This is a genomic window from Streptomyces sp. NPDC059917, assembly GCF_042730635.1.
Classification (GTDB): Bacteria; Actinomycetota; Actinomycetes; order Streptomycetales; family Streptomycetaceae; genus Streptomyces.
In genome coordinates this window covers 37,381-55,325 of sequence record NZ_JBHWLC010000020.1, presented here as the reverse complement: position 1 = coordinate 55,325, position 17,945 = coordinate 37,381, and the positions used below count along the sequence as shown (strand labels likewise).

The window sequence follows — 17,945 nt, the reverse complement described above, 5'->3', positions numbered from 1 at the left end:
CTTCGACAAACGTCTCCGCAGGCCGTGACCGCGTGACTCCGCGTGTACTGCGTTCGGGTGCGCGTTCACCCGGTCGAGTCAACAAGCGCGTCACCCGCGCACCGCGCGCCGGTGGACGGGAGAAGATCGGCCCGTACCGCGGCGAAGTGTCCGCGGACGTGAACAAGAGGGAATCGGCACATGGCTCAGGGCGCGGTCAAGTGGTTCAACGCTGAGAAGGGCTTCGGCTTCATCGAGCAGGACGGGGGAGGCCCCGACGTCTTCGTGCACTACTCCGAGATCGCGGGCAACGGGTACAAGAGCCTGGAGGAGGGCCAGCGGGTCGAGTTCGAGATCGGACAGGGTCAGAAGGGTCCGCAGGCCCAGCAGGTCCACGCCCTCTGATCCGGATCCGGATCCCGATGTCGTAGGTCGGGCCCGCGTCAGCGGGCCCGCGCCGGTGCGCTCGGCGCCCGGTCAGTCGGCGAGGCCGTTGTCCCACACCCAGGCCGCGATGCCGACCCGGTTGCGGGAGTCGAGCTTGCGCTGGATGTTGGCGACATGGGTCTTGGCGGTCCCGGCGGAGATGAAGAGTTCGGTCCCGATCTCCGCGTTGGTGAAGCCCTTGGCCACCAGCCGGGCGATCTCCGTCTCGCGCTCCGTCAACGCCTCGACCGGCCGACCCGCCTCCGGCCGCGCGGGCCGGTGCAGGTGCTTGAGCAGACGCACCGTCAGTGACGGGCTGATCAGGGTGTCGCCCGCCATCGCGGCGCGCACCGCCTCGATGAGCAGCGTCGTTCCCGACCGCTTCAGCATGAACCCGCAGGCGCCGTTGCGCAGCGCGGTGTGCACGTACTCGTCGAGGTCGAAGGTGGTGACGACGACCACCCGCACGGGCTCCTCGACCCGGGGGCCGGCGAGCCGCCGCGTCACCTCCAGTCCGTCGAGGCGCGGCATGCGGATGTCGGCGAGCACGACGTCCGGCTTCAACTCCGCCGCGAGGGCGAGGGCTTGGACGCCGTCGGCGGCTTCGCCGACGACCTCCATGTCCGGCTGGCTGTTCAGGATCAGACGGAAGCCGGTGCGGACGGCCTCCTGATCGTCGGCGAGAAGGATGCGGATCGTCACGTCCAGCACCGTAGTCGAGGGCGCCGGACGGCGATCTATCCCGATCGGCAGATGTGCCGCCGCCCCCGCTCCGAAACCCTGGGAACACGACGAAAGCGACCGTCGGGGTCGGCGCGGAGGGGAACGGGGCGATGGCGGACACCATGAGGACCGAGAGCGAAGAGCGAGCGGTACCCGGCCCGGCGCCGGTGCGGCGCTGGTGGTCGAGATGGCCCGACTGGGCGGGCTACCCGGCCGCGTTGTGGTCGCTGCTCTACGGGGCCGCCGGTGTGTACTGGGCCCTGGGCGGGGACGGGTATCCGTTCGCGCAGGCCGTCCCGGAGCGCTCCGCGGGATCGATGCTGGAGCCGAGCCGGGCCGTGGTCGTCGCGCCCGTCATAGCGGTCGTCGGGCTGGTGGGCGCCGCCGTGGGCCTGCTGATGGCGCGCCGCCGGATCCCCGTGGGGCTGCACCGGCTCGTGGTGGCCTTCGGCTGGACGCAGGCCGTCGTGCTCGCCCTGATCCTGCCGGACTACACGCTGCTGGCGCTGGTCGTCTTCGCCCCGCTGTTCCTGGTGTTCGCCTTCACGGGAGTACCGGGCGCCCAGGACGGCATGGGCGACGTCCTCTTCTGGCACCGGGACAACCTGATCGTCCTGTTCGTCGGCGGAGTGCTCTGGGCGGCGGCCACCCTCGTGTACCAGCGGCGGGCGCGCGGGCTCTGCGTGCGCTGCGGTCGCGGCGGCCGGGCGGCGGCCTGGACGAGCCCGGAGTCGGCGGCGAGGTGGGGGCGCAAGGCCGTGCTGATCGCCGTGCTCTCCAGCCTCCCGTACGAAGTCACCAGGTTGGCCTGGTACTTCGGTTACCCGCTCGGCATCACCGACGCCTTCCTCAAGGACATGCAGGACACGCCGGGCATGCTGGAGATCGGCCTCGGCCTGGGCATCGCGTCCGTCGGCGGGGCGGTGCTCACCCACGGCCTGGTGCACCGGTGGGGCGAGGTCTGGCCGCGCTGGGTGTGGTTCAAGGCCGGCAGGCCCGTCGCCCTCGCCACGGCGATCGTCCCGGCCCTGCTCGTGTCGCTGGTGCTCGTCCCGGGCGGCGTGATGATGGTCCGGAGCGGGAACCAGCCCGAGGGCTGGGGGACGAACTACCCGGCGATGCCGTGGATCCTCTGGGGCATCGCCCTGGCGGCCGCCACCCTCGCCTACTACCTCCGCCGACGGGGAACGTGCCGGTACTGCGCCCGCGCCTGATCCGGGCCGGACCGCCGACCGGTGGGGGCGCGGTGCGGGCCCCTACCGGTCGGCGCCGGACCCCGCCGCGCTCTGCTCGGCGTCCACCGGCAGTTCGATGCGCAGCCGCCAGCCACCGCTCCCGTACGGACCGGCGGCGAGCGAGCCGCCGAGGGCCTCGACGCGTTCGGTCAGGCCGACCAGCCCGAGGCCGCCGCGCCGGTCGCCGACCTGCGGGGCCGCGCCCGGGGCGCGGGGACCGTCCGTGTTGGTGACCATGACGACCAGCCCGGGCAGCGGACCGCAGGGACCGGCTCCGACGACCACCCGCACGACGGCCTCGGCCGGTGCGTGCCGGCGGATGTTGGTCAGCGCCTCGACGACCGCGCGGTGGGCGGTCCCCGCGACCTCACGGGGGACGAGGGCGGCCGTTCCCGCCGTGAACCCGAAGTCCAGGGCGACGTCCGCGGTGCCCGACGCGGTGAAGCGGGCCACGACGTCGGGAATGTCGGCCAGGCCGTACGAGGCCGGTCGCCCGTCGCCCTCCTCGCTCCCGTCGGCCGCGCGCTCCCCGGCGTCGCGCAGCATGAGCACCGTCCGGTCCAAGGACTTCAACGCCTGCTGACCGGCGGCCTCTATCTGCTCCAGCAACGCCATGACCAGGTGCGGCCGTTCGTCGCCCGAGACCTGCGCGGCCTGCGCGAGCACCACGATCGCGGACACGTCGTGGGCCACGAAGTCGTGCAGGTCCCGGGCGAGTTCGAGGCGCTGGGAGCGGCGCGCGGTCAGGACCGCGTCGATGCGCTGGTCCTCCAGCCACCGCAGGTAGCCGCCGACGGAGCCGGCGCACAGGACGCCGAAGGAGAGGAAGGCGCACTGCCCGACGGCCTCCAGCCAACTGCCGTACTCCTGCGCCCGCAGCACCAGGGTGGAACCGGCCGTGCCCAGCGCGAGCCAGAGCCCCGCCGCCCGCCGCAGCGGCAGGAACCGGGTCACGACGTAGACCAGTCCCAGTACGGCGAGGTACTCGACGGACATCAGCGTCGCGGCGGGGGAGTCCGCCGGGATCGCGCGGCCGGGAAAGGTGAGCAGCGTCCCGATGCCGGAGCAGACGGCCACCGCGGTCGCCGAGACGGCGAGCCGACGCGGGTTGCGGTTGTGCCGGGCGGCCGCCACCAGGGCCGTGACGCACGCCGTCGCCATCGTGACGGAGGAGAGCCAGCCGCCGCCGGGTCCCGCCGCGACCGCCGCGGCCAGGGCGCCCGCCGCGGCCACCGCGCAGAGCGCCCCGGCCGCGCCGGTCAGGGGAGTTCGATACGGCATCGCCGTGACCTCGTCGTTCCTGGAAGGACTTCTCCGGACCGCACCGCCACCGCCGGGAGAGCGCGACGCAGGAGCCGACCGCCGCGCGAACAGCCTACGTACCGCCGACCCGGCACCGCCGCGGCGCATCCCGGGACCGTCGGACGTGACGGACTCCGCGCCGCATCCGACGTCCTCACGATCCAGCTGCCCGAGCCGTACGCCGCGCCCGTCGAGGGCCGTGCGCCCGCGCGACCACGTGGTCGGCCCCGACCCGCTCGCGCACGAGAAGATAATCTTCACCTACGGCCCGGCTCGACCGGCCGGTCGCCCCGGCCACGGCCCGCCCCCGGGTGGAGACGATCGCGCAACACCCCTTAGCACAGAGGACGACGGGATGACCCTCCGTACCAACTCCACCCCGCCCCCCGCCCCGGTGGACGGCGGCCGGTGGTTCCGCCGGTACGCCGCCCGCACCGCCCCGCGCCGCCGACTCCTGGTGCTGCCGCACGCGGGCGGCTCCGCGAGCTTCTACCACGCCTGGGGAACCTCCTTCGACGACGCCACGGAGGTCATGGTCGCCCGCTACCCGGGCCGCCACGACCGGCTCATGGAGCCGTGCGTCGAGACGATGGACGAGCTCGCCGACCAGGTCACCGCCGCCCTCTTGCCCCACCTGGACGTCCCCCTGACGCTCTTCGGGCACAGCATGGGCGCCTCCCTGGCCCACGAGGTCACCCTGCGCCTGGAGCGCGCGCACGGGGTGGTTCCCGCGGCCCTGCACGTCTCCAGCCGCAAGCCCCCGCACCGGCTGGCCCCGCGCCCCCTGCACACCGAGGACGACGACGCGCTGATCGCCGAGGTCCGCCGCCTCGGCGGCACCGAGGACGCCCTGTTGGACGACCCGGACCTGCGCGAGCTGGTACTGCCCGCCATCCGGGGCGACTTCACCATCGTCGGCACCTACGGCCCCCGCGCCGCGACCCCGGTGGGCTGCCCCGTCCACGCCCACATCGGCGACGAGGACCCCTCCACCACCGTCGCGGACATGGGCGCCTGGGCCGACGTCGCCCCCGCCGGGTTCGACCTCCGGGTCCTGCCCGGCGACCACTTCTACCTGACGCGGCAGCACGCGACCCTCACCGCCGCCATCGCGCGCCAACTGGCCACCACCGGCTGACCGTTCCACGGCCGTCACCCGCGCCCCGCCCCCGCCAGGTGGCGGACCAGCGCCAGCGCGGCCAGCACCGCGACGAGCCCGCACACACCCGGCCACCCGGCCCACCCGTAGACGCGCACCCCGAGCCAGGAACCGGCACTGCCGCCCAGATAGGCGCAGGTCATGTAGGCGGTGCCCAGCCTGCTGCGGGCATCGGGGCGCAGGGCGTAGACCCGCGCCTGGTTCGCCACCGCACCGCACTGCATCGCGACGTCCAGCAGCAGCGTGCCCAGCACCAGCGCGCTCAGCCCCGGTACGCCGCCCAGCGCCCCGGCGGCCAGCACCGCGGCCGCGGCGAGGACCGCCAGCAGGCAGCCGAGGTTCACCGGGTCCGGACCGCGCCGGTCCACCAGCCGCCCGGCCAGCGGGGTGGCGCACATGGTCGCGCCCCCGACCAGCGCGAGCAGCCCCACCACCTGGGCGCCGGCCCCGTAGACCGGACCGCTCAGCAGCAGCGCCAGGCACGTCCACACCGCCGAGAAACCGGCGAAGACCGTCGCCTGGTAGCAGCAGGACCGGCGCAGCTCCGGCTCGGTGCGCAGCAGGCGCAGGGCCCCGGCCAGCAGCGCCGGGTACGGCTGGCGCGGGGGCGGGGCGACGACGGGCACGGCGCGGGCCGCCACCGCCGCGAGCAGCAGGGTCAGCGCCGCGGCCGCCAGGTAGGGGACGCGCCACCCCAGCCACTCGCCCAGCGCACCGCTGAAGGCCCGGGCCAGCAGCATGCCGCCGATCGACCCGCTCAGCAGGGTGCCGATCACCGCTCCGCGGCGCTCCGCGCCCACCAGCGCCACCGCCAGCGGGCCGACGACCTGCGCGGCCACGGTGGTGAGGCCGACCAGCGCGCTCGCGACGACGAGCACCGGCAGGTTCGGTGCGCAGCCGGCGAGCAGCAGGGCCGGGCCCGTCAGCGCGAGCAGCACGACCAGCAGGCTGCGGTGGCGCAGCCGGTCGCCCAGGGGCACCAGCAGGAACATGCCCGCCGTGTAGCCGACCTGCGTGGCGGTCACCGCCAGCGCGGCCGACCCGGGCGGGACGTGCAGGCCCGCGGCGATCAGCGGCACGATCGCCTGCGGGAAGTAGACGTTGCCCACGGCCACCGCGCAGGTCAGGGCCAGGAGCAGCGTCGTGCGGGGGCCGAGGGCGGTGTCCCGCCGCTCCGTCAGGTGCGTCATGCGTCGAAGTCCACGGCAGCGGCGGCCCGTTGCCAATCGATGTAGCGTGGGCCTTAATGATCAGCTTCGTGCTCGGCGTCGAGGACCTCGCGGACACCCGCTTCGCCCTGTCGCCCCTGCACGAGAGCGTGGTCAGCCTGCGGGTGCTCCAGGACCCGGGCCTGTCCGCGCTGCACCTGCCGTGGCGCCGATCGGTCCTCGCCCGACTCGGCGCCCTCGACACCGACCTGTTGATGTCCCTGGTCTCGCCCCGGCGCACCCTCCCCGACTTCCTGACCCCGCGGCCCACCTCCTTCGCCCCGACCTTCGCCGAGGAGCTGGCCGCCGTCCGGCGGACCTCCCCCCGGACGGTCCGCCGCGACCTGCTCGCCGCGCACGCGCCGGACCCGCTGCCCGCGCCCCTGCGCGCCGCCGCCGCCCCCGACGACGCGCCCGTCACCGCGCTGCGCGACGACCTCTGCGCGCTGTTGCGGCAGTACTGGGAGATCGCCGTCGAGCCGATCTGGCCGCAGCTGCGGCTGCTCCTGGAAGCCGACATGACCTACCGCGCCCGCCGACTGGCCATCGGGGGAGCCCGCTCGCTGTTCGCGGACATGCACCCGAACCTCCGGTGGCACGGCGGCGCCCTGCACATCGACCGGATGATCGGCGAGCACCGCGTCACGGCGTCCGGCCAGGGCCTCCTGCTCCTGCCGTCGGCCTTCGCCCACAAACCCGCGCCCCCGGTCAGCCCGGACGAACCGCCCGTCCTGTCCTACCCGAGCCGAGGACTGGCCACCTTGTGGACCGCGGCGCCCGCCCCGGCCCCCGCCGCCCTGGCCGAGCTGCTCGGCGCCACCAAGGCACGGCTGCTCGCGCTCCTGGACGAGCCACTGGCCACGGTCGAGATCGCCCGCCGCCTGCGCGTCACCCCGAGCGCCGTGTCCCAGCAGCTGCGGGTGCTGCACGCCACGGGCCTCCTGGTCCGGGCCCGCGACGGACGCCAGGTCCTCTACCGGCGGAGCCCCCTGGGCGACCGCCTCCTCGGCCGGTAGCCGGACCCGGCAGGTCGAAGCCGTTCCCGCAGGCCCGGCGTGGGCAGGATGAATGCCTCACGGTCCGGCGGCGGCCGGTGGCTCGGGACGACGGAAGGGCGGGCGACGTGGCCGAGGGACAGGACTGGGAACGGCGCAACGAGGCGGCGTACGGCACGGTGGCGTGGCGCAGGGCCGTGCTGAACTGCGGCGCGCTCGTGGTGTGGCACACCGGCTTCGACAACCGGACCCCGCCCGGCCCGAGGGGCCCGCGGCCGGGCCGCCCGGACGCGCCGGGCGCCGCCGAGTTCACCTCGCGGTGGATGCCCGTCGTCGCGCTCCTCGCGCTCGCGGCGTGCCGCGCCGCCCGCGAGGCGGACGTCCTGGTCGACGACGTCGAGCTGCTCGGACTCTTCGGCTGGGTCGGCGGCCCGCGCACCGGCAGCCTGTACCGGGGACCACTGGAGACCGGCGAGCCGCGCGGGCGCACCGAGGCGGGCTGGCGCGCGCTCGTCGGCGGCAGCGAGCGCGGGAGCCGGGCCCGCGAGGTCCTCGCCGCCCACGTCACGGCGCACCTGGCCGAGGAGCACGCGGAGCACGACGCGTACGACGAGCACGCCCGGCACGACGAGCACGCCGGACACGACCGGCACGACGAGCGGACCCGGGACCGCGCCGCACCCCTGCCGCTGCTCCTCGGCGACCGGGCCCGCACGGTGCGCGCGGCCGGGGTCGCGGACCTGGCGCCGCAGTGGGCGGGCGACGTGGCCGGGGCCCGTACCCGGATCGAGCGGCTCGACGCGGCCCTGCGCGCCGGCCTGTGGACCCCGACCCCCGAGCACCGCGCGTACGCGCTGATCCTGCACCGCACCCTGGTCGCGCCCCCCGACTACCCGGGCCTGCCCGAGGGGAGCGCGGGCCCGGCCTGGGTGCAGCGCGTGCTGCGGATGCCCCACGTCCACGCGACGGTGGTCACCCTCACCGACCTGCCCGCCTTCGCCCGGTTCGGCCCGGCGGGCCCGGCCGAGGACCCGCTGGCCGAAGCCGTCGGCGCCGTCGCGCACGACGCCGTGCACTCGCTGGTGGGGACGGCGGACGACCTCGAAAGGCTGTGGGCGGCCCGCCCGCCGGACCTGCCGGTGGCCCTGTGGGAGCGGGCGCACCTGCCCGCACCGGTCCGCGCGCAGGTCGTGGCCGTCGAGCAGGTGACGCACGAGCTGGCCATGGTCCTCTTCGACATCGCCCACCCCGACGCCGACCGGTGACCCCGACCGGTGACGCCGGGGCGGTCACCGGCGGGGGCGGACCTCAGGCGCGCAGCCGCGCCGCCACGAGGGCGTCCTTGACCTCCCGCACCACGCGGGCCGCGTCCGCGGCGTCGTTCACCACGTCGGTGTTGTTCATGTCGACCACGAGGACGTCGCTGGCCGAGTAGTGCTCGTGCACCCAGGCGTCGTAGCCGGACCACAGGGTCCGGTAGTAGGCGACGAGGCCCTCGTCCTGCTCGAAGTCGCGCCCCCGCAGCCCGATGCGGTGCAGCACCGTCTCGAAGTCCGCCTTGAGGTAGACCATGAGGTCGGGGGCCTTGCGGTAGGGCAGGCCGTCGATCTCGCGCATCATCTCGTGGAGCAGGCCCTCGTACACGCGCATCTCGAGGGAGCTGATCCGGCCGAGGTCGTGGTTGACCTTGGCGAAGTACCAGTCCTCGTAGATCGAGCGGTCGAGGACGTTGTCGCCCTGCTTGTACGCCTCCTTGATCGCGGCGAAGCGCGTCTGCAAGAAGTAGAGCTGGAGCAGGAAGGGGTAGCGCTTGGCCTGGATCTCCTCGGGGCTCGCCGTGTAGAAGAGCGGGAGGATCGGGTTGTCGTCCACGCTCTCGTAGAAGACCTGGCTGCCGAGCTCCTTGGCGAGGAGCTCGGCCACGCTCGTCTTGCCGATCCCGATCATGCCTCCGACGCAGATCACTGCCATACCTCACTTCTCCCTGGGGGGTCTTGCTCGCGGTGGGCGGGCCGGCGGGATGCCCGGGCCCACAAGGACGCGTGCCGGCGGTCGCCGCCGATCCCCCGTGATCCTCGTGATCAGCCTTCGTGATCAGCGCCCCGCGGCCGCGTCCGGTCCGGCCCCGAAGTGGTCCGCCGACGGGCCACCGCCTCGCGGCCGCCTTGAAGCATAGATGAGGATTCGGCCAGGTCGGCCGGGCCCCGGCGCCCCCACCGACACCCCCCGCCGCCACCCCGTACGGGCGGCACGGACCACAAGATCCGTACCGTATGATTGATCTTGAGCTCGTCGCCCTCACCGGCGATCGGCCCGGCGTTGGTGGTCCAAGGAAAGGCACCCCACTTCCTGTGGGGGGATGCAGGTGCAAGGCCTGCCCAGCGCTCGACGAGGTCCCGTCCCCTTCGTAAGAGAAGGGGACGGGACCTTTTTTTGTTTCGGCCCCCGGCCCCCGCCCCCGCTCCTGCCCTCGCCCCCGCTCCTGCCCTCGCCCCGGCCCGCGGTGAATCGGTACCTTGATCCTTTTCGCCAAAGGGCCCCGCGAGGGCCGTAGCGGCACCACAGGCGCCCTCCCGTGCTGATTCCGTAGGGGGATGAGGCGCTACCCCTGAAAATGCCTCAGGCGGGCATCTGGGGGCCTTCTTGCCCTATCGCCGATGTGGACGGACGGTACAGTGGAACGGTCCGGTCGCGCAGTGGTGCGATCGGACTCCACCTGACCGGGGCCTGCTTCGCCATGCCCCGGAGCGGCCCACCCGTCGGCGTCCCCCTGCGCTGCCGCGCGCCTGCGCGGCAGCGGAGTTCGTCGTGTCCGAAAGCGAGCACCGCCTTGACCGAGACCGTCGTTCCGGCCCCCGCCCACCCCGCCCACCCCACCTATGACGCGCAGGCGATCCAGGTCCTCGACGGCCTGGACGCGGTGCGCAAGCGCCCCGGCATGTACATCGGCTCGACCGGCCCCCGGGGCCTGCACCACATGGTGCAGGAGATCGTGGACAACTCCGTGGACGAGGCGTTGGCCGGGGTCGCCGATCGCATCGACGTGGTGCTCCTGGCCGACGGGGGAGTGCGGGTCGTCGACAACGGCCGCGGCATCCCGGTCGGACTGCACCCGGGCACGGGCCGACCGGCGTTGGAGGTGGTGCTGACGGTCCTGCACGCGGGCGGCAAGTTCGGCGGCGGCGGCTACGCCGTCTCCGGCGGCCTGCACGGGGTCGGCCTGTCCGTGGTCAACGCCCTGTCGGCCCGCCTGACGGCCGAGGTCCGCGCGGACGGGTTCCGCTGGAGCCAGTCCTTCGCGCACGGAGAGCCGACCGGACCGATGGCCCGGCACGAGGAGACCGACCGCACCGGCACCACGATCACCTTCTGGGCCGACGGCGCCGTCTTCGAGACCACCGAGTACTCCTTCGAGACGCTCTCGCGCCGCCTGCAGGAGATGGCCTTCCTCAACAAGGGCCTGACCCTGACCCTCACCGACGAGCGGACCGCCGCACCGGCGGCCGCGACCGACGACGACCAGGCGCGTACGGTGAAGTACTCCTACGAGGGCGGCATCGCGGACTTCGTCCGGCACCTGGGCGCCCGCAAGGGCGAACCGGTGCACCCGAGCGTGATCGAGGTGGCGGCGCGGGAGACCGGGCGGCTGCTGTCGGTGGAGCTCGCGATGCAGTGGAACGGCCAGTACAGCGAGAGCGCGTACTCGTACGCGAACGCGATCCGCACCCATGACGGCGGTACGCACGAGGAGGGCTTCCGCACCGCTCTGACCACGGTCGTCAACCGCTATGCGCGCGAGAAGAAGCTGCTGCGGGAGAAGGACGACAACCTGGCGGGCGAGGACATCCGCGAGGGTCTGACGGCGATCATCTCGGTGAAGCTGGGCGAGCCGCAGTTCGAGGGCCAGACGAAGACGAAGCTGGGCAACACCGAGGCGAAGACCTTCGTGCAGAAGGTCGTCCACGAGCACCTGAACGACTGGTTCGACCGCAATCCGAACGAGGCCGCGGACATCATCCGCAAGGCGATCCAGGCGGCCACGGCGCGCGTCGCGGCGCGCAAGGCCCGTGACCTGACGCGTCGCAAGGGCCTGTTGGAGTCGGCGTCGCTGCCGGGCAAGCTCTCGGACTGCCAGTCCAACGATCCGTCGAAGTGCGAGATCTTCATCGTCGAGGGCGACTCGGCCGGTGGCTCGGCGAAGTCGGGCCGCAATCCGATGTACCAGGCGATCCTGCCGATCCGCGGCAAGATCCTGAACGTCGAGAAGGCGCGGATCGACAAGATCCTGCAGAACACCGAGGTCCAGGCGCTGATCAGTGCCTTCGGTACCGGTGTGCACGAGGACTTCGACATCGAGAAGCTCCGCTATCACAAGATCATCTTGATGGCGGACGCCGACGTCGACGGCCAGCACATCAACACCCTGCTGCTGACCTTCCTCTTCCGCTTCATGCGGCCGCTGGTCGAGGCCGGGCACGTCTACCTCTCCCGCCCCCCGCTGTACAAGATCAAGTGGGGCCGCGACGACTTCGAGTACGCCTACTCGGACCGCGAGCGCGACGCCCTGGTCCGCCGCGGCACCGGCTCCGGCAAGCGCCTGCGCGACGACACCATCCAGCGCTTCAAGGGCCTGGGCGAGATGAACGCCGAGGAACTGCGCGTCACCACCATGGACGTCGACCACCGCGTCCTGGGCCAGGTCACCCTGGACGACGCGGCCCTCGCCGACGACCTGTTCTCGATCCTGATGGGCGAGGACGTCGAAGCCCGGCGCTCCTTCATCCAGCGCAACGCCAAGGACGTCCGCTTCCTGGACATCTGAGGCGCCGCGCCCCCCGCACGCCGTCTTTGGCCTTTCTTCAGGTGACGCTGCCTACGATCCGCCGGTCGGTGGCCGAGGCCGCGCAGCGGGCCCAGCAGCCGGTCTCCTCGGTCGCCGCCCACGCCCGCCGAAACGAAGGAGACCGAGATGTCACAGCCCTGGCCCCCGCCGCCCGACCCGGCGCCGGCTCCCCCCGCCGCCCGGTCGGCCTCCGCACCCGCCGCCGTGGAGGCCGTCGCCCTGGGCCGCCGCTACCGGCGGGCCTGGGCGCTGCGGGAGTGCACCGTCCGGATCCCCACGGGCCGGATCTGCGCACTCGTCGGCCCGAACGGCGCCGGGAAGTCCACGTTCCTGTCCCTGGCGGGCGGGTTGCTCGCGCCGACGGCGGGTGAGGTGCGCGTCTTCGGCCGCGACGCCGGGTCGCCGGCCGCCCGGGCCACGACCGCGCTGCTCAGCCAGGACAAGCCCCTGTACCGGGGGTTCACCGTCGCCGAGACCCTGCGCACGGGCCTGGAACTGAACCCCACCTGGCGCCAGGAGACCGCCGAACGCATCGTCGGCGAGGGCGACATCCCGCTGCGGGCCAAGATCTCCTCCCTCTCCGGCGGCCAACGCACCCGTGTCGCCCTCGCGGTGGCCTTCGCCAAGCAGCCCGGCCTGTTGATGCTGGACGAGCCGATGGCGGACCTGGACCCGCTGGTGCGGCACGAGGTGACCGCCCTGCTGCGGGCCGAGGCCGCGGCCCACGGCACCACCGTGATCCTCTCCTCCCACACGATCACCGAACTCGCCGCTCTGTGCGACCACACCGTCGTCATCGCGGCGGGCACCGTCCGACTCGCCGGGGCCGTGGACGAACTCCTCGCCGCCCACCACCTGACGGGCGACGACGGCATCGCACCGCGCACCGCCGACACCGGACCGGCCCCCGCCCCCGCCCTCGACCAGCTCCTCCTCGCCTACCTGCGCGGAGACCCGGCCGAGCCCCACCTCACCGCCGACGCCCGCCCCCACACCCCCCGAGCCGCCGCATGAACCGCGCCACCACCGCCACCCCCCGACCCGCCCGGACCCACCAGGACCCGGGCACCCCGCCCCGGCGCCTCCTGCGCGGTCTGCCCTGGCTCGTCCTGCGCCAACAGCGCCTCACCATCGCCCTCACGCTCCTGCTCGCGGCCGGTTTGACCTGGTACGCCGTCCACACCGCCGACGCCGCCCTCGCCTTCCTGGACCGGCGCGACATCGCACCCTGTCCGCCCGGCGAAGGCTGCCGGCTGCCGACCGAGTTCGCCGATCGGTTCCAAGTACCGCTGCGGGGGCTGACGTTCGGGCTGTCCTTCCTGCCGGTCCTGGCGGGCGTCTTCCTCGGCGCGCCGCTCTTCGCGACCGAGCTGGAGTCGGGCACCCACCGGCTCGTCCTGGCCCAGAGCACCACCCGCACCCGCTGGTTCCTCGCCAAGGCGATCCCCCCGGTCCTGCTCGCCCTCGTCACCACCGTGCCCGTCGCATGGGCCGCCGGGCGCTGGCGCGAGGTGGTCCTCGACCACGCGGGCACCTACGCGGTCTGGTACGACTGGGGCTCCTTCAACGCCACCGGCCCGGTTCCCACCGCCCGCACCCTGCTGCTCGTCGCCGTCGGCATCGCCCTCGGGCTCCTGCTGCGCCGCACGATCACCGCCATGGGCGCGAGCCTCCTCGTCGGCGGCGCCGTCTTCGCGGCCTGGGAGAAGGCCCGCCCCTACCTGGGACAGGTCATCACCGTCCAGGGCACACCCCGGCACATCGGCGTTCCCGACGACGCCTGGGTCCGCGACAGCTCCTTCCTGACCACCTCCGGCGCGCGCGTCCAGGTCCCGGACGCCTGCTTCCTGCGCGACCAGAACGCGTACGAGGCGTGCCTGCGCGATCACGACATCACCCGCTACTGGGCCGAGTACCACCCGCCCGGCCACTTCCCGGCCCTGCAACAGGTCGAGTCGGCGACCTGCCTGGCCCTGGCCGCGCTCGCCCTCGCCTTCTCCTGGTGGTGGACCCGCACCCGGCTGCACTGAAACAGCCTGCACCGACCGCCGCACCGGTCAAGCCGTGCGCCCCGGTATGCGCAGGACCTGTCCGCCCAGGATCAGGTCCGGGTCGTCGCCGATCACCGTGCGGTTCGCCCGGTAGATCTCCGGCCAGCGGCTGCCGTCGCCGAGCTCGGCGGCCGCGATGGACCACAGGCCGTCGCCGGTCTTCACCGTGTACGTGCGCGGCTTCGGGTACACCACGGACACCTTCAGCGGCGCCCCCGCGCGGTGGACGAGGGCCAGGTCCGCCGTGATCGTGTCGGTGCGTCCGTCCGCCTCCACCCGGGCCTCGACCCCGGCGGACGCCCCGTCGGGGTCGCGCGGGAAGGCGAACCGGTACCCGACCTGGCCCCCCGCCTTCACGGGCGCGATGGTCAGGGCCCGTTCCCGGGTTTGCGGGTTGTACAGGCTGAGCGCTCCGGCGTCCCCGCCGCCCTCGGGCAGCACACCCGTGAGGACGACCGCGTCACCGCCGCGCAGGCCGTGCTTGTAGTGCTCCGGGTGGACGTCCTGATGCGCGAACCGGCTCGCGGCCCTGCCGTTGACGGACCAGGTGACCTCCCGCGCCGGACCCTGCGCGTTCGGCACCAGCACCTGGGTCTCCTCGAGCGCGGTGGTGGACAGCTCGATGGTGACGCGGCGGCCCTCACCCGCCGCTTCCTTCTCGGCGAGGTAGCGCTCGGTGTGCACGGCGTACAGCTCCGCGAACTCGACGAGCCCGTGGTCCACGTACTCCTCGGCGACGATGGCGGGGGTGAGGGAGCGGAGGATCTCGTCCACGTCCGCGAGGTCGCTCGCCGAGACGCCCGCCCCGTCCTCGTCCTCCCTGATCTTCCGCGAGAAGTACTGCTTGATCGGCTCCAGGTTCTCGTCGGCCCAGACCCGGGCCGCCGAGTAGCGCAGCGCGTCCTGCACGTTCTTGACGTCGTCCTCACCGATCTCCGCGCCCTTCTCGACGCGGGCGGAGAGGACGTGGCCGTAGAGGTGCGTGTTCCGCGGCACCTTCCAGAGCGACTTCTCCCACTCCGGGCGCTCCTTGGCGTAGCGGCTGTTGGGGATGGCGTCGTACGCCTCGCGCGCCGCGCGGGCCCGGGCCAGGTCGGGCATGAGCGCGTCCTGGACCGTGCGCTGGGCCCGCGCCCACTTGTCGTCGATCCAGGAGCCGAGGGGAGCGAACACCTGCCGGAGCTCCGGGAAGATCTCGAAGAGCTTCTCGGCGATGAGGATCGCCCCGCCGGCGGCCTTCGCGCCGGTGCGGACCGACGCCGACGCGGGACGGCGCTGGGCGGAGACGTCGCGCTGCCACACGGTGTACTTGTGCTTGATCCGACTGGGCAGGCTCTTCGCCGCGGACCGCATCCGGGAGGGCTCCGCGTCGACGATGGCCTCGGGCGGGACGTAGTACATCGCGGCGACCTCGGCATTGCGCTGCACGGCCCCGTCCGCGGGCCGCCCCGTCAGCCCGCTCGACCCGTAGACGTTGAAGACGACCCCGAGCTTGTTCTTGTCGATCTTGTAGACCCAACCGGTGGGACCGGCGTAGGTGCGGGCCGTCTCCTTGCTCCAACTCATCGATATGTAAGCGGAGTTGCGCATGTCACCGCTCAGGTGGGTCCGCTCGGACACGTCGAACCCGCGGGAGGAGAAGCCGTTGACCAGGACCCCGCTCTTCGGCGCCTGCTGGACGCCCCGGTAGAGGAACCGCTGGCCCTGCGGCCCCACCAGGTCGGGCCCGGGGGTGTAGCGCATCAGGCCACCGGCGGCCGCCCTGGTGCCCGGCGCGGGCTTGCCGTACGGATGGGCGTTCGCCTGCGGGGCGACGCTCGTGTCGAAGCCCCGCAGGGCCGTTCCCGGCACCTTCACGTTGCTCTGCACGGGCCCGGCCACGGGCGCCCCGCGCCCGGTCGCCGGCCGGGACAACGGGGTCGCGCTCCTGATCCGGTCCGGCGGGATCCGCCCCGTGGACACCCACTCGCCCTGGGCCTGGGCGTGGTCCACCAGGCTGGGGTCGACACCGCCCCGCGCCAACAGGCTGCTGCGCAGGTTGTAGAAGCTCCGGCCCGGGACCATCTCGTACAGGTACACCGTGTGCTGCCCCGCGAGCAGCTGCTCGGCGAACCTGAGCGCGAAGGCCCGGTTGGACGTCGTGGAGATGAAGCCGCTGGACCTCGCCTGGCTGGAACGCCCGATGGTCGTGGCACCGCGCGCGTGCTTCTCCAGGTCCATGTCCTTGCCGTAGGCGGAGAAGCCGTCGCGGAAGCCCTCGGTCGGGGGCCGGGTGTCCACGCGGTACAGGACCGCGGGCGGCTTCGGCCCGGCGGACGCGTCCGCGCCCGCGATCGCGGGGGCCCGCGTGATCGGCCGCTTCACCAGATCGGGCCGGGGCTTCTTCTTGCCCCCCAGCTGCTCCTCGACCACCGGATCCGGTACGCGCTGCTCCTGTTCCCCCAGGTCGCGCTTCTTGCGCCCCTTGCCCTCGGCCTTGCCGAAGGTCCCCTCCGCCAGGCCCGCCCGCACGCCGTCGGCGTCCTCCTGGTCCCACGGCCCGTGCCCGCCGTCCGCCGTGCCGTGGCCGCCGGGCTTCTCCGGCCGGTCGTGGAACGCGCGTCCGAGGGGGGTCCGGTAGCCGCCCAGGAGCGGCCGGGTGCGCCGTTCCTCCAGGCTGATCTCCTCGGTCCGCCCGACGACGGCCCGGGCTATGTTGGCCAGGGACTCGGAGCCGCGGTCGTAATAGCTCAGGTGCGCCTTCTTCAGGTTGCCCACCAGCCCGGCCTGCGCCGTCCAGGCGTAGTCGGCACGCATCCGGACGACCTTCTCGCCGTGGTTCTCGTGCGACGGGTCGATGCTGAACCAGTCCAGCATGCTGATGAAGTCGGTGTCGGTGGCGGCCACGAAGAGGTCGGCGTCGAGGTACTTGGCCCGCAGCCCGGTCCCCGGGCTGCCGAGCAGGACGAGCTGGTCGATGACGCGCTTGCCCGCGGTGTCCGTCCCGGAACCGATCGCGGCGTGCCCGGCGACGACGCTGCCGTAACTCAGCCCGCTGACGGTCAGCGTCGGGTACGCGGGCAGGTCGAGCGCCCCGCGGACCGCGCTCTTGCGCCAGTACGAGCGCCAGGTGTCGAGGTCGCCGCGCAGCAGCGCGGCGCCGGCCGCCGCGGGCTCCTCCCGGGCGGCCTCGGCGAAACCGGGCGGGGCCTTGTAACCGGCCCAGGCCACGGCGGCGACCTTGGCGCCCGGACGGGTCCGCAGGCACTGCTTGTACAGGTCCTGTGCGTGAGCGGTCAGCTCGCCGAGCGTCTCCAGCGAACTGCCCATGCCGGGCACGAGGACCACGACGTACTCGGCCGTCTCCACCGCGCCCACGGCCACCGCCGCGCGGCCGAGCCCGCCCTCGAAGTCCGGTTCGTAGACCAGCAGCGACGTGTTGCGCGCGCCCGCGAGCGCGGATTCCGTCACCAGGGCGGCGTTGTGCCGCGGCGTGCCGGTGGCCGACTCCAGGTCCTTCATGCAGCGCAGGTAGTTCCGGTCGGAGTCGTTCTTGAACCGGTCCTCCAAGGAGACCGTGTTCGGAACGGAGGGGTCCAGGGCCAACTTCTCCCGCGCATCGCCCACGATGCCCTCGTCGATCTCCGCCAACAGCCGGTTCCCGGCGTACACCAGCGCCGGCACCAGGGGGAGCCGCGCGTCCCTGCGCTCGGACCACTTGTGCAGCGCACGGTGGGTCGCGGCCTCGGCCCGCTCGGCGAACAGCCGGTTCTGCCTCAGCTTCTCGGGATCCTGGGTGACTTCCACGCCCCGGTTCCAGCGGTCCATGTCCGCGAAGTACTTGTCCTTGCCCGCGTCCGCCCGCCGTGGGCCGCCGCCGGAGCCCGGCGTCGGTCGGCGGGACGGTCCCGCGGGAACGGACACGGGCTGGACGTCGGGCATGCGGTTTCCTCGTCGTTCGGTGGTCGGGCGCGCACGTGCGCCTGCCACCGTAGGACCGCAGCGGAGTCGATCTTGTACTCGATCGGACAGACCCCGACATCGA

13 protein-coding genes are annotated in these 17,945 nt (G+C 73.3%); 8 read left to right on the top strand and 5 right to left on the bottom strand.

Annotated elements, in window-relative coordinates; genetic code table 11:
- Positions 1-180 precede the first annotated feature (180 nt).
- On the top strand, positions 181-384 hold the full coding sequence (locus tag ACFWAR_RS14575; protein WP_385776805.1) for a cold-shock protein: 204 nt from the start codon (positions 181-183) through the stop codon (positions 382-384).
- A gap of 72 nt (positions 385-456) precedes the next feature.
- Here ACFWAR_RS14575 and ACFWAR_RS14570 read toward each other — a convergent pair whose 3' ends face one another.
- Positions 457-1,107, bottom strand: coding sequence for a response regulator (locus tag ACFWAR_RS14570; protein ID WP_385776803.1), 651 nt, complete (start codon positions 1,105-1,107; stop codon positions 457-459).
- 143 nt (positions 1,108-1,250) lie between these two features.
- Here ACFWAR_RS14570 and ACFWAR_RS14565 point away from each other — a divergent pair, with 143 nt between their 5' ends.
- Positions 1,251-2,342 carry an NYN domain-containing protein gene (locus ACFWAR_RS14565; RefSeq protein ID WP_385776801.1) on the top strand — a complete coding sequence of 364 codons (1,092 nt, stop codon included), beginning with the start codon at positions 1,251-1,253 and terminating at the stop codon, positions 2,340-2,342.
- A 42-nt stretch (positions 2,343-2,384) separates the two neighbouring features.
- On the opposite strand, the gene ACFWAR_RS14560 is transcribed toward ACFWAR_RS14565, so the two are convergent.
- Positions 2,385-3,644 (bottom strand): sensor histidine kinase, encoded by a 1,260-nt coding sequence (locus ACFWAR_RS14560; RefSeq protein WP_385776799.1) that lies wholly within the window; start codon positions 3,642-3,644, stop codon positions 2,385-2,387.
- 376 nt (positions 3,645-4,020) lie between these two features.
- Between ACFWAR_RS14560 and ACFWAR_RS14555 the strand changes: the two genes are divergently transcribed.
- Positions 4,021-4,803 (top strand): thioesterase II family protein, encoded by a 783-nt coding sequence (locus ACFWAR_RS14555; RefSeq protein ID WP_385776797.1) that lies wholly within the window; start codon positions 4,021-4,023, stop codon positions 4,801-4,803.
- A 14-nt stretch (positions 4,804-4,817) separates the two neighbouring features.
- Here the strand turns inward: ACFWAR_RS14555 and ACFWAR_RS14550 are convergent, their stop codons facing one another.
- Positions 4,818-6,014, bottom strand: coding sequence for an MFS transporter (locus tag ACFWAR_RS14550; protein WP_385776795.1), 1,197 nt, complete (start codon positions 6,012-6,014; stop codon positions 4,818-4,820).
- A 56-nt stretch (positions 6,015-6,070) separates the two neighbouring features.
- On the opposite strand from ACFWAR_RS14550, the gene ACFWAR_RS14545 reads away from it, so the two are divergent.
- Positions 6,071-7,048, top strand: coding sequence for a MarR family transcriptional regulator (locus ACFWAR_RS14545; protein WP_385776793.1), 978 nt, complete (start codon positions 6,071-6,073; stop codon positions 7,046-7,048).
- Between the two features lie 107 nt (positions 7,049-7,155).
- Positions 7,156-8,292 carry a hypothetical protein gene (locus tag ACFWAR_RS14540; protein ID WP_385776791.1) on the top strand — a complete coding sequence of 379 codons (1,137 nt, stop codon included), beginning with the start codon at positions 7,156-7,158 and terminating at the stop codon, positions 8,290-8,292.
- Positions 8,293-8,335: 43 nt separating this feature from the next.
- Here the strand turns inward: ACFWAR_RS14540 and ACFWAR_RS14535 are convergent, their stop codons facing one another.
- On the bottom strand, positions 8,336-8,998 hold the full coding sequence (locus ACFWAR_RS14535) for a deoxynucleoside kinase (RefSeq protein ID WP_385776789.1): 663 nt from the start codon (positions 8,996-8,998) through the stop codon (positions 8,336-8,338).
- Between the two features lie 859 nt (positions 8,999-9,857).
- Between ACFWAR_RS14535 and gyrB the strand changes: the two genes are divergently transcribed.
- The 3 genes from gyrB (at position 9,858) to ACFWAR_RS14520 (ending at position 13,900) form a co-directional block, all read left to right on the top strand.
- Positions 9,858-11,849, top strand: a complete 1,992-nt coding sequence (gyrB, locus tag ACFWAR_RS14530; RefSeq protein WP_385776787.1) for a DNA topoisomerase (ATP-hydrolyzing) subunit B — start codon at positions 9,858-9,860, stop codon at positions 11,847-11,849.
- 147 nt (positions 11,850-11,996) lie between these two features.
- Positions 11,997-12,884 carry an ABC transporter ATP-binding protein gene (locus ACFWAR_RS14525; RefSeq protein WP_385776785.1) on the top strand — a complete coding sequence of 296 codons (888 nt, stop codon included), beginning with the start codon at positions 11,997-11,999 and terminating at the stop codon, positions 12,882-12,884.
- On the top strand, positions 12,881-13,900 hold the full coding sequence (locus tag ACFWAR_RS14520; protein WP_385776783.1) for a hypothetical protein: 1,020 nt from the start codon (positions 12,881-12,883) through the stop codon (positions 13,898-13,900). The genes ACFWAR_RS14525 and ACFWAR_RS14520 overlap by 4 nt, the downstream gene beginning before the upstream one ends.
- Before the next feature lie 27 nt (positions 13,901-13,927).
- On the opposite strand, the gene ACFWAR_RS14515 is transcribed toward ACFWAR_RS14520, so the two are convergent.
- Positions 13,928-17,842: an alpha/beta hydrolase gene (locus ACFWAR_RS14515; protein ID WP_385776781.1), complete on the bottom strand. Its 3,915-nt coding sequence runs from the start codon at positions 17,840-17,842 to the stop codon at positions 13,928-13,930.
- Between the last annotated feature and the right edge of the window lie 103 nt (positions 17,843-17,945).